General features: G+C 47.4%; 14 protein-coding genes. 8 read left to right on the top strand and 6 right to left on the bottom strand.

The features are described 5' to 3' along the window. Positions 1-47: 47 nt before the first annotated feature. The 6 genes from HMPREF1212_RS05665 to HMPREF1212_RS05640 form a co-directional block, all read right to left on the bottom strand. Positions 48-1,067 carry a FecR family protein gene (locus HMPREF1212_RS05665; protein WP_046148717.1) on the bottom strand — a complete coding sequence of 340 codons (1,020 nt, stop codon included), beginning with the start codon at positions 1,065-1,067 and terminating at the stop codon, positions 48-50. Between the two features lie 221 nt (positions 1,068-1,288). Next, complete coding sequence (locus HMPREF1212_RS05660; protein WP_232430130.1) at positions 1,289-2,368, bottom strand: glycoside hydrolase family 43 protein; 1,080 nt, start codon at positions 2,366-2,368, stop codon at positions 1,289-1,291. 208 nt (positions 2,369-2,576) lie between these two features. Next, on the bottom strand, positions 2,577-4,598 hold the full coding sequence (locus tag HMPREF1212_RS05655; protein ID WP_046148715.1) for a RagB/SusD family nutrient uptake outer membrane protein: 2,022 nt from the start codon (positions 4,596-4,598) through the stop codon (positions 2,577-2,579). 13 nt (positions 4,599-4,611) lie between these two features. Further along, entirely contained in the window at positions 4,612-7,863 is a 3,252-nt protein-coding gene (locus tag HMPREF1212_RS05650) for a SusC/RagA family TonB-linked outer membrane protein (RefSeq protein ID WP_046148714.1), read from the bottom strand. 137 nt (positions 7,864-8,000) lie between these two features. Then, complete coding sequence (locus HMPREF1212_RS05645) at positions 8,001-12,158, bottom strand: hybrid sensor histidine kinase/response regulator transcription factor (protein WP_046148713.1); 4,158 nt, start codon at positions 12,156-12,158, stop codon at positions 8,001-8,003. 154 nt (positions 12,159-12,312) lie between these two features. Continuing rightward, positions 12,313-13,596 carry a DcaP family trimeric outer membrane transporter gene (locus tag HMPREF1212_RS05640; RefSeq protein ID WP_046148712.1) on the bottom strand — a complete coding sequence of 428 codons (1,284 nt, stop codon included), beginning with the start codon at positions 13,594-13,596 and terminating at the stop codon, positions 12,313-12,315. Between the two features lie 126 nt (positions 13,597-13,722). Between HMPREF1212_RS05640 and HMPREF1212_RS05635 the strand changes: the two genes are divergently transcribed. The 8 genes from HMPREF1212_RS05635 (at position 13,723) to HMPREF1212_RS05600 (ending at position 23,256) form a co-directional block, all read left to right on the top strand. Next, positions 13,723-14,394: a peptidylprolyl isomerase gene (locus HMPREF1212_RS05635; protein ID WP_046148711.1), complete on the top strand. Its 672-nt coding sequence runs from the start codon at positions 13,723-13,725 to the stop codon at positions 14,392-14,394. 18 nt (positions 14,395-14,412) lie between these two features. Continuing rightward, positions 14,413-15,174 carry a peptidylprolyl isomerase gene (locus HMPREF1212_RS05630; protein ID WP_046148710.1) on the top strand — a complete coding sequence of 254 codons (762 nt, stop codon included), beginning with the start codon at positions 14,413-14,415 and terminating at the stop codon, positions 15,172-15,174. Between the two features lie 16 nt (positions 15,175-15,190). Beyond that, the gene (locus HMPREF1212_RS05625; protein WP_046148709.1) at positions 15,191-16,531 is read left to right on the top strand and encodes an MATE family efflux transporter; all 1,341 of its coding nucleotides are present in this window, start codon (positions 15,191-15,193) and stop codon (positions 16,529-16,531) included. 333 nt (positions 16,532-16,864) lie between these two features. After that, on the top strand, positions 16,865-17,491 hold the full coding sequence (locus tag HMPREF1212_RS05620) for a DUF3575 domain-containing protein (protein ID WP_028727466.1): 627 nt from the start codon (positions 16,865-16,867) through the stop codon (positions 17,489-17,491). A 13-nt stretch (positions 17,492-17,504) separates the two neighbouring features. Further along, positions 17,505-18,938, top strand: a complete 1,434-nt coding sequence (locus HMPREF1212_RS05615; protein ID WP_046148708.1) for a DUF3868 domain-containing protein — start codon at positions 17,505-17,507, stop codon at positions 18,936-18,938. 24 nt (positions 18,939-18,962) lie between these two features. Continuing rightward, a complete protein-coding gene (locus HMPREF1212_RS05610; protein WP_046148707.1) occupies positions 18,963-20,852 on the top strand; it encodes an Mfa1 family fimbria major subunit in 1,890 nt (629 codons plus the stop codon). Positions 20,853-20,869: 17 nt separating this feature from the next. Continuing rightward, a complete protein-coding gene (locus HMPREF1212_RS05605) occupies positions 20,870-21,895 on the top strand; it encodes a FimB/Mfa2 family fimbrial subunit (protein WP_046148706.1) in 1,026 nt (341 codons plus the stop codon). Further along, the gene (locus HMPREF1212_RS05600) at positions 21,892-23,256 is read left to right on the top strand and encodes a hypothetical protein (protein ID WP_046148705.1); all 1,365 of its coding nucleotides are present in this window, start codon (positions 21,892-21,894) and stop codon (positions 23,254-23,256) included. Before HMPREF1212_RS05605 ends, HMPREF1212_RS05600 begins: the two co-directional genes overlap by 4 nt. Positions 23,257-23,306 lie beyond the last annotated feature (50 nt).

Here is a 23,306-nt window from a genome sequence, read left to right as displayed (position 1 = left end):
TTGTTTCCTGGTATTCTACATAGGCATTCTCATTAAATAGGTTCGACTTATAATTTATCATATAATATTATCTTTTCCCCTTCTTGCCGGCTATGAAGGCCGGTGGTAAAGCAGATCGCTTCGATTACCGCTTCGATACTCTTGTTATCGTGTGTCCCGGTGATCTTGTAGTCACAATTCTTACATTGCAGGATTACTTTGCAGTTGTATGTCCGGTTAATGGTTTTTATCACCTCGCGTATCGGTTCCTTATTGAAATACAAAGAACCCTGTATCCATTTGATATAATTGTTTTCCTGAATGGTTTCCTTATTGATATTCCCGTCCACTTTATTAATGGATAGGTGTTCGTTGGGAGATACGGATAACTGGAGATCCTGGTCGGTGACATTTATCCTAACTTTGCCGGTCGAGACGGTCAGCTTGATGAACTCGTCTTCCTTATAGGATTTGAAATCGAAGGAAGTACCCAACACACGGACTTGTGCATTTCCGCTCTGGATGATAAAAGGTTTATCTGGATTGGGGGCAACATCGAAAAAGCCTTCCCCTTCCAGTTCTATCACGCGGTTGTCCTTATTAAAGTCGGACGGGATGCGAAGGTTCGTCCCGGAATTCAGGATAATACGGGTACCGTCTGCCAGTTGTAGGCTTTTCTTCTCCCCTTTCGCGGATGTTTTCTCGGCATAGGTTATTACGGGTTGCGAACGGTCGAGCACTTTCAGCAGGCCAAATGTCACACTGAAAGCCAGTACCAACATGGCGGCGATCCGGTAAAAGTTAGTTAAATATTTCTTATTTCCAACGCCTGTATTAGAGACAGGTTTACTGCCTTGTTTGATTGTAGAGAGCAGGGAAGATACTTCTTTACGCAGTTCGTTTTCCCTTTCCTGATCCGGACGAGCCATATTCTGATCGATCGCATTCCATAAGGGCTGGATGACCAAATCTAAATCCACAGGATTGTCCGACGATTTCAGCCAGTGAAGCAATGTGCGCAGTTCCTGCTCGGTGCATTGATCCTTTATATACTTTTGTAAAAGTGACAGGATGGTAGTTTCTTCCATATGTATTTTTATAATCGTACTTGTTAGTTGTATCGTTTATAAAGAATACACACTGTCTGGTTTCGTCTGGGGGTAAGGCTCGATTATTTATAATTCATTAACATATTAATAAAGGGTGCCCTCGTAGGGGCGGGTTCCAAACCCGCCCAATATCAACGAGACAATATAACTGACTGCTATAAACAGAGAATTCAATATTTCCTAAAGTTACATCATCCGCACTAAAAGGTCTTTGTATCAAAATAATCCAAGCTCCATTTATCCATCCACTTCAATACCGGCAGGCCGTTCTCAAACTGTATCGGTAGCCAGATGTAACGGGCATCGGATGGATGCTTCGGTGTCCAGCGGTCGCCCATAAAGATGAAGGCATCTTTTTTGCCGGCTACAGGGAAAATAAAGGTGCTTTGCGAATGGAAAGTGAGAGCGGCATCATCTCCACGGCAAGGGTTAGGATGCTGTGTCCACGGCCCCCAGATGGAAGAAGCGGAGAACAGGCGGGCTTCATTCGGATCCCAACCCGTACAACCGGAAGTAATCATAAAGTAGGTTCCGTCTTTTTTGAAGATGGCCGGTGCCTCGTTATGACCGCCAGGGAATATACGGATATATCGTCCGGTATGGCTCTGGTAATCGTCGGTCAGTTCGGCTATCTGCAAGGTCAGGTTTTCTTCCGAAGAATAGATATGATAGGCTTTTCCGTCATCATCCACATAGATAGTCATGTCGCGTGACATTTGTCCGCCTTCCATATCCCGGCGGACGAACAGGCCTTCTTCTACGGCTTTGCTCCATTCGGGTGTCCACCATTCGGTAAAATCTTTCGGCGTTACTTTCAGGGAACGGTCTTTTTCCGGCATATTCTCCGGCCAGAAGCCGGCACAGGGACGATAAGAATGGACGAAACGGTAAGGGCCTGTAACCTTATCGCTTACAGCTACTCCGACACGGGCGGCCGCATATCCCTTTCCTTTCAGTTCCAGATGAAACCACATTACATATTTATTGGTCTTTTTATTATAAACAACCTTCGGACGTTCCAATATACAACCCCTTTCAATATCGCTATAAGACTCTTCCGGCATAACGGGCATGGCAATTCCTTCATTCTTCCAGTGAACCAGATCGCAGGAAGAATAACAGGTAACACCATCCAGCGCCACACTGGTCGTATCGCTTTTAAACTCACCGAACCAATAATAGGTTCCGTCGGCATACAACATACCGCCGCCATGCGCATTGACATGAACGCCTTTATCATCCGGCCATCTTTCACCGGGCATAATCTCCTGAGCCTTCATACCGGTACATGACACCAGTAGTAGAACCAAACTTAATATTCTTATCATTGCTATTCTTTTTTATTTGACTAACCGACTGGCAACAGAAAGCAGCCGGACTTATTTTTGTTTCATGTAGGTGAAACAGTTGTTCCACCCTGATGAAACAAGTGTTTCACCTGCATGAAACACTTGCAACTTACCTAAGGAGATAAACCAAAACTCCCAACTATTCCGTAGCTCCCTGGTTAGCCACTGTCGGCCATCCCGGGTTCTGATAGATCGGTGAGACGGATATATCTGCACCGTTGGCAGCAATCATCAGGTGCTGGATACAGATCGGTTGCAGGTAATGAGCCATTGCCCAGCGATAACCGTCTTTGGCAACCGAACGGCCGGAGATTTCATACGGGCGAAGATATTCGCTCAATGCCGGGTCGGATACGTTTGCACTCGGATTATCCAGGCCATATACCAAACGGGTTGAGCCGTCTTCATTCTTATACCATTCGTTCATGCCGGCCCACAGGCGGAAACCTTCGATATGATACGGAGTCTTGATCATCTGATCCATTGCACGCCAGCGGCACAAGTCCATGAAACGTAATCCTTCGGCCATCAACTCGCAACGACGTTCGCGGCGGATGTTATACAGAGTCGGATCGATTAGGTTTCCGGCAGAATAAGCACCCCAGTCGTTCTTTGCTTCTTCGCTCATGCGGGTAGCGGCGATCGTCTTGTTGTAGTCCGTATCGACTTTGGCACGGGCACGGATGGCACGCCAGTAGTTCTGGGCTGTTGCATCCAGCGATCCGTTCTTTTCGTAGCAGGCTTCCATATAGTTCAGATAAGCTTCCACCCCACGGAAGGTGATCGAGCCGGTGTAGCTGGCACCGTTGGCGCACTGGTTCTGATAATAAGAGTTACCTTTGCGCAAAGCGTAACCGGTAGTATATGTCTTTTCCAGAGAAGACTCCAGGATCGCCGGGTTAGGCTCTACCAGTACGGCATGTGTCCCTTCGGTCGACTCGAACAAGATATTCTTTTGTCCCGGTTCTTTCAGGAAGATATTCAGACGGGAGTCGCGGCCGATACGGACGTCGGCAATCGTTTTATCGCCTTTGTAAGCGGAAGAGGCATAGATAGGCATACCGTCGCTCATCAGGAAACCGTCTACCATACCACGGGTCACTCCTACTCCATAGTCACCGTTCTGTGCACCGACAACCACACAATGTGTTTGTCCCAATCCTTTATTATATGGACGCCATAAAAGGACTTCACTGTAGCCGGACAGATCTACATCGCCAAACATATCCATATACGGGTTCACCGGATCTGCTGCATCCTGCTGAACCAAACCGGTATTCTCTACCAGAGGAGTTGCGTCGGCCACCTGTTTGGCAGCATCCATCGCCTCGGTCAGAAAGTAATCGATCTCGCCTTCTATGCTTCCGGAAGGGAACTGATAATTAGCATTATACTCCTTGCTCTTGCCAGGCCATCCGTCTCCATTCGGGACAAAGGCCGTTCCTTTAAAGTATTTCAACCAGGTTCCTTCGAACAAGGCCACACGCGACTTAAGCAGCAAAGCGGCTTCTTTCGAAATACGGCTCTTATTCTTGTCCGGGGTTGTAGCCATCAGCATAATAGCCGAATCGAGGTCGGAGATAATGAAACGGGCCACTTCATTACGGGGAGAACGTTTGCTGGCTTCGATCAGCGGTTCCATTTCGTCCGGCAACGTATGGCGGATGATAGGGAAATCGCCGAATTTCTGATAGCGTTTGAAATATTCGTGGGCACGAAGGAAATAGATCTCGCCGACATAATGGTTGATATTGTCCGTGCTTCCGGTGATCTTACCTTCAGCCAGTTTAGGCAGGACGTTATCCAGGAAATAGTTGCAACTATAGATGCGTTCGAAGAACCAGTGGCGTTTGTTCTTGTCGCTGTCTTCTGTCTGGGCTGTTCTCCACTGCCCGGGGACAAACTTATTATCATACGTTTTCGTTGCCTGGTTGTCGGTATGTTCGTCCGTACCGAAGGTTCCGTAACTCCATTCGCCGTGCGAAGGCAGGATATCCGTATACAATCCGTTGGCATAGGTTGCCAGCTGGGATTCTTCGTTCAGGTATTTATCCGGAGTGATCTGTGACAGAGGAGACTGCTCCAGGTAGTCATTGCAGGAAACCAGTACGCCTAACAAAGCGACTCCTGCCAGTTGTTTGATTTTATTTATGTGTTTCATCGTAAATCAGCTATTAAAGAGTAACATTTATACCGAATGAGATCGTTTTAGAGAGTGGGTAAGCGTTACCGTTACCTTTCTTTGTGTTATCATCGACCTTACCACCGTTGATAGTTTCCGGATCGAACATGTTGGCCATGCCTGTACCTGTCCAGAGGTTTTCACCGGAGACGAAGATACGCAGTTTGGATACATAGAACTTGTTGGTCAGCGTAGCCGGCAGCGTATATCCCAACTGAACATTCTTCAGGCGGATATAAGAGGCATTCTGAAGATAACGGCTCTGTATCTTCTGGTTCTTATCGGTATTGAAGATAGGACGCGGATAGTAGGCATTCAGGTTAGCAGCCAGATCGTTGGATGCTTCTGCGCGGAAATAATCGGCATGTTCTTTAAAGCCGGCCGACCACCACATATTGCTTGTTACGCCCCAGAAGTATTCACTGCCCTGCCAGAAGTCGCGTTTCATCACACCCTGAAAGAAGGCACGGAAGTCGAAGCCTTTATAGTCGGCACCCAGGTCGATACCGAACTGGAAGCGCGGCGTGTTATTTCCCAACAGTTTATAGTCGCCGTGATCGTCGATCGTATTGGCACCGTTGCTGATCATGCCGTCGCCATTGAGGTCTTTGTACATGATGTCGCCAGCTTCCCAGCTTGTACCCAGAGCTTCCTGTCCGCCATTCGGCAGAGAGGCCAGGTGGTTATCCATTTCCTGCTGTGTTTGGGCGATACCGATCGTTTCGTAACCCCAGATCTCACCCAACTTCTGGCCTGTACGGTATTTATCGAGCGTTCCGGTCGGGTTCGGATAACGGGTGATCTCTGTTTGCGCATCCGACAGGATAAATTTGGCGCTATAGCCCAGGCCGTTCTTTAGACGGTCGTTCCATCCAATCTCCAGGTCGAAACCGTAAGTCTTTAAGTCGGTATTGTTTGTCTTCGGGACATCCGCACCCAAAGAAGCAGGCAGTTCGGGAGCCGGGCCGATCATATCGAGTGTCAGACGGTTGTAATAATCGAACGATCCGGTCAGGCGGTTGTTCAGTAATCCGAAGTCGACACCGACGTTCCAGTTACGTACGCGTTCCCATCCTAAGGTCGAACTGATCAGTCCGGGCACATAAGCGGCATTCGGCTTCAGGCCGTTCTGCAACCATTTACCGTCGCTGGCTTTTACTTCCAGTATCTGATAAGAAGGATACCAACTGGTTGTATTCTGGTTACCCAGTTCACCATAAGAACCGCGCAGTTTCAGTGTGCCGACGTATTCAGCGATAGGTTCCCAGAACGCTTCACGGGCAATATTCCATCCCAGGGAGAATGAAGGGAACAGGTTCCAGCGCTGGTCTTTATGGAAACGGGAAGTACCGTCGTAGCGAAGGTTTACTTCTGCGAGATACCGACCCTGATAGTCATAGTTGATACGTCCGAAGAAACCGGCTGTTGTCCAGCGTTGACGGGCACCGTTGACGGAAGGAGTCACCACGCCACCGTTATAATCGAGTCCCGAAGTAAGGTCTACTTCCGGCAGGCCGGAGATAATGATACCATCGCGTTGCAGGCCAAACTTGGTCTGGCGCATCATTTCCGACTGGAAACCGACCATTGCTTTGAAGTTATGCCCCGACTCCAGATTGTAGCTGTATTCCGTATAAGCATTCAGGTTCATATAGTTCTCCTTGTGAAGTTCTTCATGCACATTCGATCCTGTGCCGTAGATTACCGGATTGCCGTCCACATCATGGTTGAAGGTCTGTTGCGAGTCCCAGTGACGGTTGGCCGACATAATGCGGTAGTTGAAGTCGATATGGGTAATCCAGTTCTTGATCGGTTCGAGGATCAACGAAGCCTGCTGGTAGATATTATCGGTCTGCGTATAATCGCGTCCGCCGGTAGCCAGTCCCAGTGCGGGTGACGGAGAAGAATAAAGGTAACCGTTCGGATCATACAAAGGCAACACCGGCCAGCCCTGACGTCCCAGATCGGAAAACAATCCATCCGACATGGCAGAAGGACGTCCGTAATCTTCACGGGTGAAACGGGTGCTGTAATTCAACTTGGCCCAGTCTGTCAGCGTGGCATTGATCTTACCGGTAGCCGTATAACGGTCGTACGTATCCTGGTTGAATACCATCAGGCCGTTCTGATCCAGATAGTTGAAAGAAGCATAGTAGCTTACCTTGTCGGAACCGCCGTTGATGCTAAAGTTATGTTCCTGTGAGAAAGCCCAGTCGCGGTACAGAGCATCGTACCAGTCGACGTTGTCGTTACCTTCGGCATAACCGTCTGCCCAATATTGCGGGTTGTTCGGATTGGCAATAACAGAATTGGAAATCTTACCCTGCTGGTAATCTTTGATACGTTGCAGACGCTCCGGGGTGAAGAACAATCCGTTACCGGCATTCACATTGGCATCATTGAAATAAGTGGCGAAGGTATACGAATCCATCATATTAGGAGTCTTTACCGGATCGTTCCAACGGAAACTGTTGTTATAATTGATCACCGGTTTACCGCTGCGGCCGCTTTTGGTAGTAATAAGGATTACCCCGAAAGGAGCACGTGAACCATAGATAGAAGAAGCAGCGGCATCCTTCAGAATTGAGATATTTTCGATATCCTGCGGATTGATGGAATTAATATCGCCTTCCATCCCGTCGATAAGTACCAGCGGGCTGCCGCTCGAACCTTCACCGATCGTGGCTGTACCACGTATATTAATATCAGCTTTTGTTTCCATACTACCGCCGGCCGATGAGATCTGCAAACCGGGAACCAACCCCTGTAATGCCTGCGTCGCATTCATTACCGGACGTGCTTCCAATGCTTCAGAGTCGACTGTCCCTACCGAACCTGTCAGGTTTACTTTCTTTTGGGTACCGAAACCAACGACAACCACTTCATCCAAAGCCTGGCTGTCTTCCACCAGTTTGATATTAAAAGCCGTTTGATTTCTTACAGGCATCTCCTGCGCGATATATCCGATATAAGATATTTGCAGGATAGCATCCGACGGGACATCCAGATTAAACAGTCCATCGATGTCTGTCATGGTTCCGTTTGTAGTTCCTTTCACAATAACGTTAGCTCCGATTACCGGTTCGCCGCTTGTATCCTTAACGACGCCGGAAATCTTTTTACTCTGCTGCGGACTGGCCGCATTACTTTGCCGGACGATAGGATCAGCTCCGGCAGCATTTCCGTATAATACGGGGCATGCGCTTAACAGCGCGGCTGCCAACACAAAACTGTGTGCTTTCATGCAATACAAATTTAATGGTTTAACATTGCGGTTAATTTCTTTCCGCAAATGTGACCATTAAAAGAACAAGTGTACTCTACACATGATTACAAATAGTCTGTAAACTAACACAGTATCTATTTACAGATATCTTTTATCTATAATTCACCCTCTTCGGCGGCTTCCGGATGATAACGCTCCATATACTCGGAAGGAAGTATACCGAATTCCTTCCTGAAGCAGGCACTAAAGTACTTCGGATCGTTAAATCCGACAGCATAAGCCAGTTCGGAAATACGTACCCGCTTCTTTTCTTCGATAATCTGGCAGGCCGCCTTCAAACGGATATTGCGGATAAAGGCAGAAGTGTTCAGTCCGGTAAGCGACTTCAGCTTTTTATATAAGGTAGATTTGCTGGTTGCCATTTCCTCCATAAACTGTTGCTGGTCGAATTCCGAATTATCCAGATGCTTCTGCACGCAACTGATCGCCCGTTGCAGGAAGTCCTCATCCAGGCTGGTATAGTTCAGTTCCTGCGCTTCGAAGACAAGTTGCTTCTTAAAGTCACGGGCGGTTCGTTCCTTCCCCCGCAATAAGTTCTTGATACGGGCATGTAGCAACGAGAGGTTGAAAGGCTTGCTAAGGAAACCGTCAGCACCAGATTCATAGGCTTCGATACGGTCTTCTTCCTTATTCTTGGCCGTAAGCAGGATGATAGGAATATGGCAGATATCGAAATTACCTTTCACGTAGCGGCATAGTTCCACTCCGTTCATCTCCGGCATCATTACGTCGGAGACGATCAGGTCGATATCGTTCGACTCGATCGCCTGGATGGCTTCTTTCCCGTTATGTGCCGTATAGACCGGGTATTCGCGTCCCAACAATTTGACCATCAGAGCCAACAGTTCTTCATTATCTTCTACCAGCAACAAAGAATACCCGCTTTTCTCTTTTGAAGCACTTCCGGTATCTCCGCTTTCCACAGGCAGCGCCTGCTCATCGGCAGCCGGAGTTATCAACTCATCCACCTGTTCTTCCTTATAGGCAGAGCGGGAGATCGGTAACGTGACGATAAAGGTCGCCCCCTGCCCTTCTTCACTCTCCACACGGATAGTTCCTTCATGCAATGTAACCAGGTCTTTTACCAGCGACAGGCCGATCCCTGTCCCGGTCGTATTGAAACGCCGGTAATCGCCTTCATAGAAACGTTTGAACAGGTTCTTCATTCCTTCCTTGGAAATACCCTGGCCGTTATCCTTCACGGAAAGGGTTACGATGTTTTCTTCTTCATCCAGAGACAGGTTGACATCGATCGTACCCCCTTCGCGGTTATATTTCGAGGCATTGGATAGCAGGTTATATAATATCTTATCCAGTTTGTCCGGATCGAAATACCCGGTAATCGTATCCGGTTGGCAGGTAAAGCTGAACTGCATCCTTTTTTTCTTCATCAGCGGGCGGAATGCTTCTACTTCCTTCCGCACGAAGGTAGCCAGGTCTGCTTCCGATACTTTCAGTTTCAGGTTGCCGGTCTCCGCTTTCCGGAATTCCAGGATTTGCTGCAACAGGCGTATCAGACGGTTTATATTGTCGGACATCACCTTATAGAAGTCGTCGAGTTGCGGCGCCTGCATCTTCATTTCGTCCAGCGAAGCGGACAGGATGGTAAGAGGTGTCAGGAACTCATGCGTGATATTGGTAAAGAACTGCAACTTGGCATGGTTGATCTCCTTTGTTTTAACCAGTTCCATCTTCTGTAACTCCTGCGCCTGCTTCTCACGGATACGGTTTTTCAGTACACGGTAGGTGACAAACACCGTTGCCGACAGCAACAGTATATATAATGTATAAGCCCAGGTCGTTTTCCAGGGTGGCGGCAAGATACGGATCTGCAATACCCGTTCCTGTTCGTTCCACAGGCCGTTCTCATTCGAACCTTTCAAATGGAACGTATAAAGGCCGCTTTTCAGGTTGTTGTAATTGGCAACGCGGCTGGACGCTCCCGTGTACTGCCAGTCCGTGTCGTATCCTTCCAGCTTATAGGCATATTTGTTTTTGGAAGGATTGGCATAACTCAGCGAAGAGAATTCGATACTGAAATGATTCCGGTTATAGTCGAGCACCAGTTCATTGGCAAAGCTGGAAGAATTAGGGGTTATTTCCTCCCTGTCTGCGGGAGTAAGCTCATCCAGCGGAGTATTAAAAATTGATATATTCGTAATGGCTACCGGGGGAACCACATCGTCCTCCTTTACTTTCTGCGGATAGAAACTGGCATAACCGTTATGTCCGCCGAAATATAACTTGCCATCCTTCGCCTTCGCTATGGCATCCCGTATAAACGAGTTGTCGGGAAGGCCATCGGTTGCCGTATAGGTTCGCGACGAAGCCGTTGCAGCATCCGGTGAAACCGTCAGACGAACCAGCCCCGAACCGGTTCCCAGCCAGAGGTTACCGCTTTCGTCCTCCTGTATATTGCTGACTACATCGGTTTGCAGGTTATACCGCCTGTTTACGGAGATAAAAGAATCGCTCTCTTTATCGTATAAGTTCAAGCCGCCGCCATCGGAACCGGCCCACAGGTTACCCTTCGAATCTTCATACAGGCATTGCAGCCATTCGTAGGTAAGTTTGCCGTTCGCCCTGTCATACAGGCTGAACTGTAACTGATCCGGTTGGGATGCATCTCCGGAAACACGAATAATCCCGTGATTACTTCCCAGCCAGATATTTCCGTCCCGTGTCTCTTCAATGGCATAATAGCAATAGTTGATCGGGGCTCCATCCGGTTCCGCCCGGTAGTCGCTCAACGAAACGCCTTTGCCATCGGGCCCGTAAACAGCCACACCGCTACGGCAACCTATCCAGACGTTCTTCCGGCTGTCTTCCAACATACTGAAGATAAAGCCATCCGGCAGCCAGGGAGTATTTTCTTCATTCAGGTGCCGTATCTTATTCCCGGCCGCATCCTTATCATAGATGGTAATGCCACTGCCCCACGTCCCGAACCAGATTTCCTGCTCGTCCCTGCGTTCTATGATATGGTTGATCGTATACAGATAAGGCGTCGGTTGCCTGAAATCGGGATGATCGATATAAAAGACCGGTTGTTCGGCTCCCTGCTCCTGGATAACCAGGCCATAACTGCCTATTCCCATCCAGAGCGTCTGTTCGCTATCCACAAACATACTGCGCACGGAGTTACTGAACAACCTGTGTTTGACCGATTCCAGATCATTCTTCTGAAAAGGGGAATGCCGCATATTAACGGAATAAACTCCCCCTCCCATCATACCCAGCCACATGATTCCCGAACGGTCGCGCACAATGGCATCCAATTCATTATAAGGTAGTTTATAGGATTCACTTTCCGGCAAATAATTCACAAACGAATCATTTTGTGAATCCAGATCGAGGATACTCAGACCGCTGCGGGTTCCGATCCAGAGGGTGTTGCTGCCGGTTTCTTCTTCTATGCTGTAAATGATATTATCCGACAGGCTTTGTTTATTACCCGGTTGACTGAGATAGTGCTTCCAGGTAACCGTCTCAGGTGTTTCCGGAGTATTCAGATGATACAATCCCCGATCCCAGGTACCTACCCAGATGGTTTGGTAACTGTCCTCAAATAAGACATGGGCGGAGTTACGTTCGTCCATCTGCGGATAGCTGATAAAGGCATCCTTATCCTTTTCATATCTCAAAAGGCCTACCGCCCAGGTTCCTATCCAAAGCCGTCCTTTGCTATCTTCCATGATAGACTTAATGCCAACCAATGGGCGCCCATTGGTTGCTTTATCGTATACGATAAAAGATCCCCGTTCCGGGATATACCGATATAATCCATCATCCATACCGACCCATACATTATTGTCTTTCGATACATACAAGACAGAGACCACCTTATCCTGCAATCGGCTATCCGCTGCCTCACGGATTTGCCCGGTTATCATATTCAATATGTTCAAACCGTTGTTCGTACCGATCCAGAGATTGGAACTGTGGTCTTCAGCAATGGTCTTGATCTGGTTGTCCGTCAGTATGCCCGGTGTGAACAGGTTGTCCTTATAGGTACGAATACGGTAACCGTCGTAACGGCACAAGCCGGAATTGGTAGCTATCCAGATATATCCTTTATTATCCTGTATGATCTGCGTTATTTCTTCCGATGGTAAATCCTCAAAAGATGATATTCTGTTGAAACGAAGGTTCTTTATTGAAGCATTGTCCGCCAGCAAACGATCTTGTATACCCCATAATAACACCGACATCAGCAGAATGTTAAATAGCCAAAAACGTGAGGTGTTTTTCATGTGCTTTTCCTTAATTTGTTTATGCAAAAGTAATAAATCCTTTCCACATTTTAATTAAGTAGCATCAATACACACATAAAAATAAGAGAGACGTCATTACTGCATCTTGCAGCGACGTCTCTCTCTTATTGTATAATAAACAAACAAATATCCGTTAGAAACTGTATTGAACGGCTACATTCAGACGGTTGGCATGGCGTGTCTGATCATTAAAGTCCGTACGCCATCCTCTAAGATATTCAGCACCTAATTGAAGATCCGGTGTTACGTTCCAGAACAAGTTTGCTACGAGATACTGGCCGTAACGATATTGTTCGGACGGAGTTTCGGGATAATCATTATCGCTGTACAGGCGTGACTGGCTATAGGTACTTGAAACAAAAACTTTCGGGGAAATATTATACTGCAATCCGGCATACCATCCCATCATAGGAAGCACCTGCATATGTCCCGCTTTAGCCGGATCGGGAACGATATCCACATTCAGATTACTCAGGTCGTTCATATATTGACTTATACCTTTACCGTAAACACCCTGTCCGTACATCTGCACTTTGCTGCACAGATTGAAAGTGGTAGAAAGCAGCACACCCCAGCCGGTTTCCGACTCAGCCTTGTTAGCGACCAGGTTATCATAAGTCATACTCCGTACGATAGCGGCGGCACGTACATGGCTGCTCTTATTCCATCCGTACTGCACGTAAGCCGGGAAGTTAGGCATACGTTGCGAACCGATATTCAACTTATCGTTGGTAATGCCATCCACTACGGGCATTTCCACACCGACACCGGCTTTCCATCCTTTACCGAAAGCGCGTTCATAGCGGAACTGGGTAGCATGATAGATCGCCATCCCATTCGGCCCGGCAAAGTCGATCGTCGGGGGAATAGCGGCCAGATCCATAAACGAACCGTAATCGTAACCGAGCGTAAAGCCCAGCAAAGAAGCATAAGCGTTACGCAACTCAAAACCTTTGCCGTCGCCCCGGAAGTTACCGGCCGTATATACGACAAAGTCGCCCAGATGCTTGGTATGGCCTACCAATTTGAGGAAAACAGTGCTGGTAGTGGCATCCATCTGGAACTGGTTTCTGACATGCGAGGCACCTTTGTTGGGGATCAGTGCCGGATAGAAATCAATATCTTTGGAGATACCGCCGAAGTCATATTCGGCAGTTGCCTTTACATACCCGCCGATACCTAAAGCGAAACGGCCTTTCCGGTCGGTCATCAGGAAACGGGGAATACCCGGTTCATGGAAGCGCGGACTTTTCGTTTCATTCAATATCCGGATTATCTCATCCCCCGCCTTGTCGCGCGAAACGAAGATAATAGAATTCGGCTCCTCATCCTGAATGATCACTTTCTGAGCCTGAGCATGGGAAGAGAATACTCCTAACCCGAGCAGAAGAACTGCTCCTTTAACAAATGCTTTCATAAATGTGTTTTGTTTAGACGTTTTACCAGTAAGGAACAAGCACCACATGAAAAGGTTGTGTTAAAAGGTTGCGTTAACGACTAAAAGTAACTATTTTTGTTGCCTTAATAACTAAATAAAACGAAGATGAAGAAGCTGTTTGCTATATGTTTATTACTTGCCGGATTGCTGACATCCGTTCATTCGCAAGCGCAGGATGTTGAGACACTTGTACAGATCGACACCGATATGGGGAAGATCAAAGTGAAGTTATTTAACGATACGCCCTTACACCGGGATAATTTTATCAAAAATGTGAAAGAAAAGCGTTACGACGGCCTGCTGTTCCACCGCGTGATCAAACAGTTTATGATACAAGGGGGCGATATCGACTCGAAGGATGCCCCTATCGAAAAGCACCTGGGCGACGGCGATCCGGGCTACACCATTCCCGCCGAAATCGTTTATCCGAAATACTTCCATAAACGCGGCATGTTGTGTGCAGCCCGCACCAGCGACGAAGAAAACCCGGAACGTGCCTCTTCCGGCACACAGTTCTATATCGTCACCGGAAAGTTCTATACCGAGATGGAACTGGACAAGATGGAGAAAAGCGACAACAAAACATTTACCCCGGAAGAACGCCAGGCCTATATGCTTGAAGGCGGTGCACCTCATCTGGATAACAAGTACACGGTCTTCGGCGAAGTTGTCAGTGGCATGAAAGTTGTCGATAAAATCCAGTTTGTCGAAACAAATGAGGAAGACAGACCGTTGAAGAATATAAAGATCAAGACAATGGCTATTGTCAAAAAATAATCAGTAAAAGAAAGAAAAATGGAAACAAAAGAGACACAGATTCTGATGAAAACCAGCCTGGGTGACATCAAGCTAAAACTATACAACGAAACGCCGCAACACCGCGACAACTTTATCAAACTGGTAAAGGAAGGACAATACAACGGCCTCCTGTTCCACCGTGTAATCAAGGATTTCATGGTACAGGGTGGCGATGTAACCTCGAAAGACGCCCCTATGAGCAAGCAACTGGGTGCCGGCGACCTGGGTTATACCGTTCCCGCCGAGTTCGTTTACCCGAAATATTTCCATAAGAAAGGGGCACTTTCCGCAGCCCGCACAAGTGACGAAGTAAATCCGGAAAAGGAATCTTCGGCTTCCCAGTTTTATATCGTAACCGGAAAAGTGTACAAAGACGCTGAACTGGCACAGATGGAGAAACAAAAAGAAGGCCGCCTGAAACAGTCGATCTTTGCCCGTCTGCAAAAAGAAAACAGCGCCAAGATCAAAGCGGCTTATCAAAGTGGCGACAAAGCCGAACTGGCCATCATCCGCGATACACTGGTCGGCAAGACGGAAATGGAAGCCGAAAAGCGCAAGGACGAAACCAAGCTGACACCGGAACAACGGGAAGCCTACAAAACAATAGGCGGCGTTCCTTTCCTTGATAATGAATATACGGTTTATGGTGAAGTGACAGAAGGTCTGGACGTGGTAGACGCCATCCAGAACGTTAAGACCAACCGACAGGATCGCCCGTTGGAAAACGTCGTTATCGAATCGGTCAGCATCATTGAATAAGGATTTGCATTTCTGAATGATACAATTCTCTACTTACAAAGAACATTATAAACAAACAATACGCCTGGGTGTCCCGATCATGTTGGGACAGCTGGGCATTATTATTGTAGGCTTTGCCGATAACATAATGGTAGGCCACCATAGCACCAACGAACTGGCGGCCGCCTCATTCGTAAACAATTTCTTTAACCTGGCTTTCATCTTCGGGATGGGCTTCTCGTACGGCCTCACTCCCATTATCGGCGGTCTTTTTGCCGGCAAAGAGCTTCGCAAAGCCGGGGAGACATTGAAGAACAGTTTATTGATCAACTTCATCGTCGGCATACTGCTCTGCCTTTGTATGCTTTCGCTGCTCTTGAATATCGACATATTGAACCAGCCGGAAGAGCTGATGCCCTATATCGTCCCCTATTACATTCTCCAGTTATTTTCCGTCATATTCGCCATGTTGTTCAACTCCTTCAAGCAATTCAGCGACGGGACGACCGACACGGTTACCCCTATGTGGATCATGCTTGGAGCCAATGTACTCAATATCATCGGGAACTATTTCCTTATCTACGGGAAATGCGGCGTACCGGAAATGGGGCTGACAGGTGCCGGGATCTCCACCCTGGTCAGCCGTATCCTGACATTCATTGTTTTCCTTATCCTGTTCTTCCGCCACAGTAAATATAAAGAATACCTGAAAGGGTTCAGGGAAGGAGTCATCAACCGGGTGAATCTCAGCAACCTGATCCGGATGGGATTTCCGGTCGGCCTGTTGATGGGAGTCGAAACGGGTTCATTCAGCCTGAGCGTAATCATGATGGGATGGATAGGCAGTACGGCATTGGCAGCGCATCAGGTGCTGGGTGTCATTACGACATTAGGATTCATGGTGTATTACGGTATTGCGGCAGCGGTCACCATCCGGGTAAGTGCTTTCAAAGGGCAGGGAAACTGGTTGGATATACGCCGGGCTTCTTTTGCCGGGCTGCACCTGATCATGGGAGTGGCGGTTATATTTGTCCTGTTCATTCTCGCCTTCCATAAAAACATGGGATATTTGTTTACTCCCGAGCATGATGTGGTGGCGATGGTTGCCCTTCTGTCGTGGTCGGTTATCCTGTATCAGTTCGGGGACGGATTGCAAATACTGTTTGCCAATGCATTACGTGGCATTGCCGATGTGAAATATATGGCTTATTGCGCATTTGTTTGCCATTTCGGATTAGCTTTGCCGATAGGATACATCTGCGGATTCATCTTCGATTGGGGAGCAATTGGTATCTGGTGTGGCTTCCCTGTAAGTCTGACAACCTTAGGCATATTATTATGGAGAAGATTTAATCGATTGAGTCTTTCCCAACAATAAAAACGATTGATAATCTTCATAATCTTGAAAAACCGATCATAATAGTAAAATAACCATCCTTTTTAATTAAAAAACTTAAAAAAACTAAATCGATTTATTTTAACCATAAGACAATCCCGTTGTTTATCAAATTTATTATAAATAAATAAACCAATTTGTATCAATTTGTGAACAAACCACACACTTTTCACATTTCTTTTATATTGAGATTTCATATACATTTGCTAATCATTAGCTCTTTGATTAAAAAGATAGGAAAGATTATACACTTGGTAATAATATTAAATAACCGCACAGAAAAAAGAATAAATAACATAAATAATCGATTGCAAGATGAGAAAGACAATTTTACAAATTGCTCTTTGTGTCTTGCCTTTCTTGGCAACGGCACAGGAGACATCGCTCAGACAAGAAATACGACCTATTCGAGGTTCTATATCCGAAGGCCGTGGCTCCGTCTTCGGACTTAAAACCAACATCCCATATTGGGGAACAGGAACTTTTAATCTTGGAGGCGAAGTACGCCTGGCACGGCACTGGACATTTGACGCAGAACTCGGACTAAACCCCTTTGACGGTAAAAAAGACGATGGCAGCTACGGAAAATCACTCAAACACTTACACGTACATCCTGAAATGCGCTATTGGTTTTGCGAAAGTTTTTATAAACATTTTATCGGCCTGCATATACCATACGTTCTTTACAATATTTCAGATATTAAAATATTAGGTACAGAGAACGAACGTCACCAGGGATGGGGTGCCGGTGTAGGTGTTAGTTACGGATACTCCTGGATATTGTCCAAACATTGGAACATGGAAGCTACAGTCGGTGTGGGTTATCTTTATCTCGAATCAGAAAAGTACCCGTGCACAAACTGCGGACGCCGTGAAAAATATATCAAAAAACATTATTTTGGCCCGACACAGGCCGCTATCAACCTTATTTACCAATTTTAAAGACCGTAGCCTTATGAAAATAAATAAAAACATATTGCTAATCCTATCCGGCTTGGTGGTTGCGATCGCACCGCAGGCACAAGAGATTAAAGTAAAAGACAAAATCGTAGAGAAAACGGACAATACCTTGATTGTAGGTATGACTTTAGACTTCAGTGAAATCGAAGTTCCGTCCGACCGTAGTCTCGTTTGTACCCCGGTCATTACGGCCGGCGACAGCATACGCACCCTAACACCTCTGATTGTCAATGGGCGTGATCGTCATATCCTATATGAACGCACAGGTCGTACTTATACGACACACAATGAATACGAACTGCGCCGTCAAAACAAAAAAGAACAAACTTTCGAATATACAACGCGCACGCCAATGGCACCCTGGATGAAAAAATCGGAAGTCTCTCTCATCACCGACCTTTGCGGTTGTGGCTGGGAAGCTTTGCAAAACGATCGTCATCCTCTTTTCCCTATCAATTTGGCAGAACCGGTTATTCTGAAACCGTTGCTGGCATATCGTACCCCGGAAGCAGAAGCAGTAAAGGCACGTGCAATAGAGGGAAAAGCATTCTTAGACTTCCCGGTCAATAAGATCACGATTTATCCTGACTATCGTAATAACCCGCGCGAACTGGCTGCTATCCGTGCCACGATCGAGTCGGTAAAGGATGACCCTTACGCTACCATCACAGAAGTATGGATCAAAGGTTTCGCCTCTCCCGAAGGGACTTACGCCAACAACACCTATTTAGCAGAAAACCGTGCCAAGGCACTGCGCGACTACGTGAAAAGCCTCTACCGCTTCGAACACGCCACATTTAGCGTCGACTTCGAGCCGGAAGACTGGGAAGGTTTGGAAAAGCGGCTGGAAGATATGAACCTTCCCGACAAGGCGGAACTGCTCGCCATCATCCGCAATCCGGAACCGCGCGACATGGACAAGAAGGAGCTGAAACTGAAGACGCTAAACGGCGGTGCTTCCTACAAGATCCTGCTGCGTGATATTTATCCCGCCCTACGCCATTCGGACTATGTTGTGAAATACAATATCCGCAATTTTACGGCCGAAGAAGCGAAATCACTCATCTACACCGACCCCAAACAGTTGAGCCTGAATGAAATGTTCATGGTGGCACAAACCTATGAGGCCGGAAGTGCAAAGTATAACGAAGTATTCGAAATCGCCGTGCGGATGTTCCCCGATGATCCAGTCTCCAACCTGAATGCCGCAAACACAGCTATTCGCAACGGTCAACTGGAACAGGCGGAGCGTTACCTTCAGAAAGCAGCCGAAGGCGACGAGAAACAGCTTGCACAGGCGGCAATCCTCATGTTACGCGGAGATCTGGATGGTGCGGAAGTTATCTTGAACACCCTGCAAAACAGCCCTGTTGCAAGCAAACCTGCTAAAGCAAACCTTGAACAGATCAAGGCGAAACGTGAAGAATAAGAAACTTCAAAACAATGATCGATCATGAACATAACATATAAATATCTTTTATCCGTCTGTACAACCGCTTATCTTATATTAGTAGGTTGTACAAACGAAGTACGCTTCGACAGAGATGACGGAAACGGGAATGTGACGGAAGAAAACTATCTCAGCCTGACCATCAGCTGTTCATCAGCCCATACCCCTACCCGCTCGAATCCTACCGGCGGCGAAAACGGTGACGGCTATGAACCGGGCCAGGATTACGAAACACGTATCGACGACCTGATGTTGCTTTTCTACCAAGGGACAAACGGTGTAAATTCGCCCGCATCAACTCCTATCGACAAGATTATGTACCTGGACCGTAATGCCATACAGGGCGACAATAAAACCGAACCTGTACTTGTAGGTTTACCCGGCGGATGGTACGACCTGCTAGTAATCACTAATACAGGCAACATACGCCCGCAACTTCAGGGATTGACTCTGGGAGGTGTACGCGACTATCTGCAAAAACGTGCCTGGACGGAAAATAACGGCAAATACACCCGGTTCGTCATGGCCTCGGACGGCCATTTAGACGAACGGGTGTATATTTGCGGGGACAATAGTATTGACAATCCCGCCTCGGCTGTGGTCGAGGCGGAGCGGCATGCCGCTCGCGTTGATTTCCGGACAGTTGGAGATTATTACGAAGTGGCAGACCAAACAACGGGAAAAGCTAGCGTAACAATCGCCGGCGCATTGATCGTCAACAAATTCAATGCCGGTTCCTACATGCTCAAACGCATAATCGGAGCAGCCTCTGATGGTTCCTACGGCTCTGAAAACACACTCGAGTATCTCGGCCTGGAACTTCCCGAATGGGGCGATCACCAAACTAACTATGTACTCGACCCTTGGAGCCGGATCAAAACACTGGAAAACGTCAACCGCCTGGTATTCAACCCCGACCGACCCTCCGGCTCCGGGCAAGCATTATCTTCTTTGTATGAAAACTATTTCACAGGCTACGGCACTTCTACCGCCAACTGGAAATTCGCACCCGGACTGGGAGAACGCGTTGGAGACTGGTACCGGATCGGTTACACAAAAGAAAATACCGTCTCGAAAACCGAACAATCCCCTTACATCAATACCGGAGTCGTTTTCAAGGCAGTATACGTTCCTAAAAAATATATAGCTTACAACCCGGCTACCGGAAACAACACCGAACAGGCCGGAGCCGACGGCAACGCGTTTACCTTCTTCTCTTTCGGTGACGTAATCTACGGGTCTATCGAAGCTGCAATGACCGCATTTTCCGGCAACGGTACAAATGTAGTAACTTACAACTTTGCCGGCAAAACCTGGGGAGATGTCAAAGCACTGGCGGAAGGGATGAAAAAGAACGACCCGACAGGCTACAACCGTTACCTGAACCGTCAATTGAAGGACAAAGATACCGCCAGCAAACTCACCGAAGCCGAAGCCGCTTTGCTCGACTGGAACAATTATATGTATGCCACATTCGGCTATTCCACGAATACCGACGGAACGCCCGCCATCAATCTAAACGGTAAAGACACCCGCCGATTGCTGGCACGCTATGCGCTGCATACCTACGCCAACGGGATCTGCTACTATACACACTGGATACGCCACTCCAACAACAACCATCCTTCGAAAGGTATTATGGAGTATGCCATCGTGCGGAATAACGTTTATAAACTGCATATCCGCAATATCCACGGCCTGGGTAAAGACATCCCCTACGAACCGCCATTTGATCCGGATCCCGAAGCCCCGGATGAGCCTACCCCGCCCGATCCACCCGGACCAGATGATCCGGACGATCCGGACGACCCCGATAATCCCGATTTGAATATTGAAATCGAGGTAATCGTAAAACCGTGGGAAGGACTCCCCGATGAAACTCTTTACTTCTAAATTAAAATTAGAAAACAATGAAACACCATAAAAAAATAATATATCTTATCTTTCCGGTACTGGCAGCACTCTGCCTGACCGGTCTGTTTTCATGCGATTATATCCATGCCGACTTACCTCTTTGCCGGCACACATTGCGTTTCGTATACCGTCATAACATCAAACATGCCGATGCTTTTGCCTACGAAATGAAAAATCAGGAAATGGCAAAAAACGTTCGTTTGTATATTTACGACAACGAAGGTAAATTCCTTTCTTCCAGATTAATCGAAGGCGAAGAACTGGACAGAAACGAAATAGACCTGAGCGATTTGAATCCGGGCGACTACCGCCTTTTGGCGTGGGCCGGATTAAATGCACAGGATTATACCTGGACCGAACCGTCTCCGGGTTCTCCCATCGACGATTTCCGCATGGCGGTACAAACGGTCGAAAACCGTGTAGACCGCGAATTGTCGGGCCTTTTCCAGGGCGAACTCAACTACACGATCCCCGTGGGCGGTGCTACCGACACCGAATTTCCGTTGGTGAAGAATACCAACAAAATACGCTTCATCCTGATCGATGCCAACCGGGGCACAGAGCTGACAAAGGAAGCCTTCAACTTCGTTGTCACCACGACAAACAGCGATCTCGATTCGCACAACAACCCGCTTTCGCCCACCCGCATCACCTGGTTGCCCTACCTGCAACAGGTAGAGACGGTCAAAGCTGCCGGCAATGAAACCGTTGCCTACGAAGCCGTTTGTACCGAACTGAACACACTCCGCCTGATAGACAACGGAACCGGCACATTACGCATCCGTTATGCGAGCGAAGAAACGCCGTTCATCAACGTCAACCTGACGGAACTCTTAAAGCTGACGCAGATTGCATCGCATAAACTGGAAGGTCAGGAATATCTGGATCGCCAAGACGAGTATGTGATCACCGCCTATGTAGATATCGCCGGAGGACGTGCACACTGCCTCGAAGTGGTGGTAGACGACTGGATTATCCGCCTCGAAGATTTGACATTAGGTAATGAGGAGATGGGATTATGAAAAGCAGATTGAAACAATACAAGAGCCTGCCGTTGCTTGCCGGCCTGTTTGCCCTGCTTGCATTCGGTTGCGTAAGCGGCGAACGGGGCGGGAACGGCGAGCCCGACCTCCCCGACATGGTGGAGGTAGACTTGTCGGTAGGTATTTCCAATATTTCGCAATCGTTGCAAACGAAAGCCGATGCTCCGGCCGCTTTGCCCGGCGAACAAATCCACTCGTTGGTGGTGTTTATCGTGAATACGGACGGCAAAGTGGAAAAGAAGTTCCAGCCGAATTTGAGTAATGATTCAAAAGCCCAAGATGGCGAACTGACAAGCTGGAAGTCCGGTCCTTTCGAAATCACCGGCGGAGCGAAGCGAATTTATGCGTTTGCCAATTGGGAATCGCTGAAAGACGACCCCTTAAAAGATATCGTTGCAACAACGGAAGGGGCTTCTATGCCAACGTTACCCCCTACTGTTTTTTGGGAATCAGGCGTCAATAAAATTTCTGAAACGCAAAAATTCCTTCCCATGAGTGTGCAGGAAGAATGGGTTCCGGCAAAAGGGGTGAAACCGATCTATTTGGTTCGCCTGGTGAGCCGCCTGAAAGTCAGGATGCGTAACAACACGAGCCACCCGATTACTGTAACCGGTTTGACTTTAGGCAAGTTTAATACGAAAGGGAATCTTTTTAAAGCGGATAAGTTTTCGGAAATGACAGGGAAAGGTTATTCGATTGAAAATCTTTTCAAAGATGTGATACTTGAGGCTACAATGGAGGACTTCACAGAGTCTGATTGGTACTATGTGAACGAGTCGGAAGCTACCAATGGGTTTGAGGTGAATTTAGAAACAAGTAGTGACAAGCATCCGGCAGATAAAAATCCGCATCAAGGGAAAAAAATCACCGCCCTTCGTCAGATTCCCCGCAATCATGTCTGGAATCTGAACATCGAGTTCACCTCTTATCAGCTTACACTTTTATCCGTAAGCAATGAGAATCCGCCGATCGGAGGATATCCGGAGTCTTCAGTTACAAGCGATGGCATAACAGATTTAGTTTGTACGGTATATGGCGGTGGTCCGTTTACAATTACGATCAAAGAGTTGGTTTCGCAAGAAAATAATGAAGGAGATATCTCAGAACGAGTAGATTGGAGTATCGGAAACGTAAACAAGGGTGATTTGTTAGCGGAAGCCCCTAATAGTGTGACAAAAAATACTACTGGAAAATGGCAAATCACAGGCGGCCGCATGGTCGGTGCTGCCACTGAGGAGCAAAGCGCGACATTCGAGCTGGTAGCAAAGAAAGATGGTGCCGTTTTGGCCACTTTCCAAATTCAGTTGAAGTTTGCGGATATATTTTCCCAAAAACCTTAAAATCCACTTAGGGATAGACTGTCTATCTAGGTAAGGATTGAGTGTTTATC

Source organism: Parabacteroides sp. HGS0025 (assembly GCF_000969845.1).
Lineage (GTDB): Bacteria > Bacteroidota > Bacteroidia > Bacteroidales > Tannerellaceae > Parabacteroides > Parabacteroides gordonii.
Note: the sequence above shows the minus strand (reverse complement) of the source record. Positions and strands in the feature narration are given on the sequence as shown.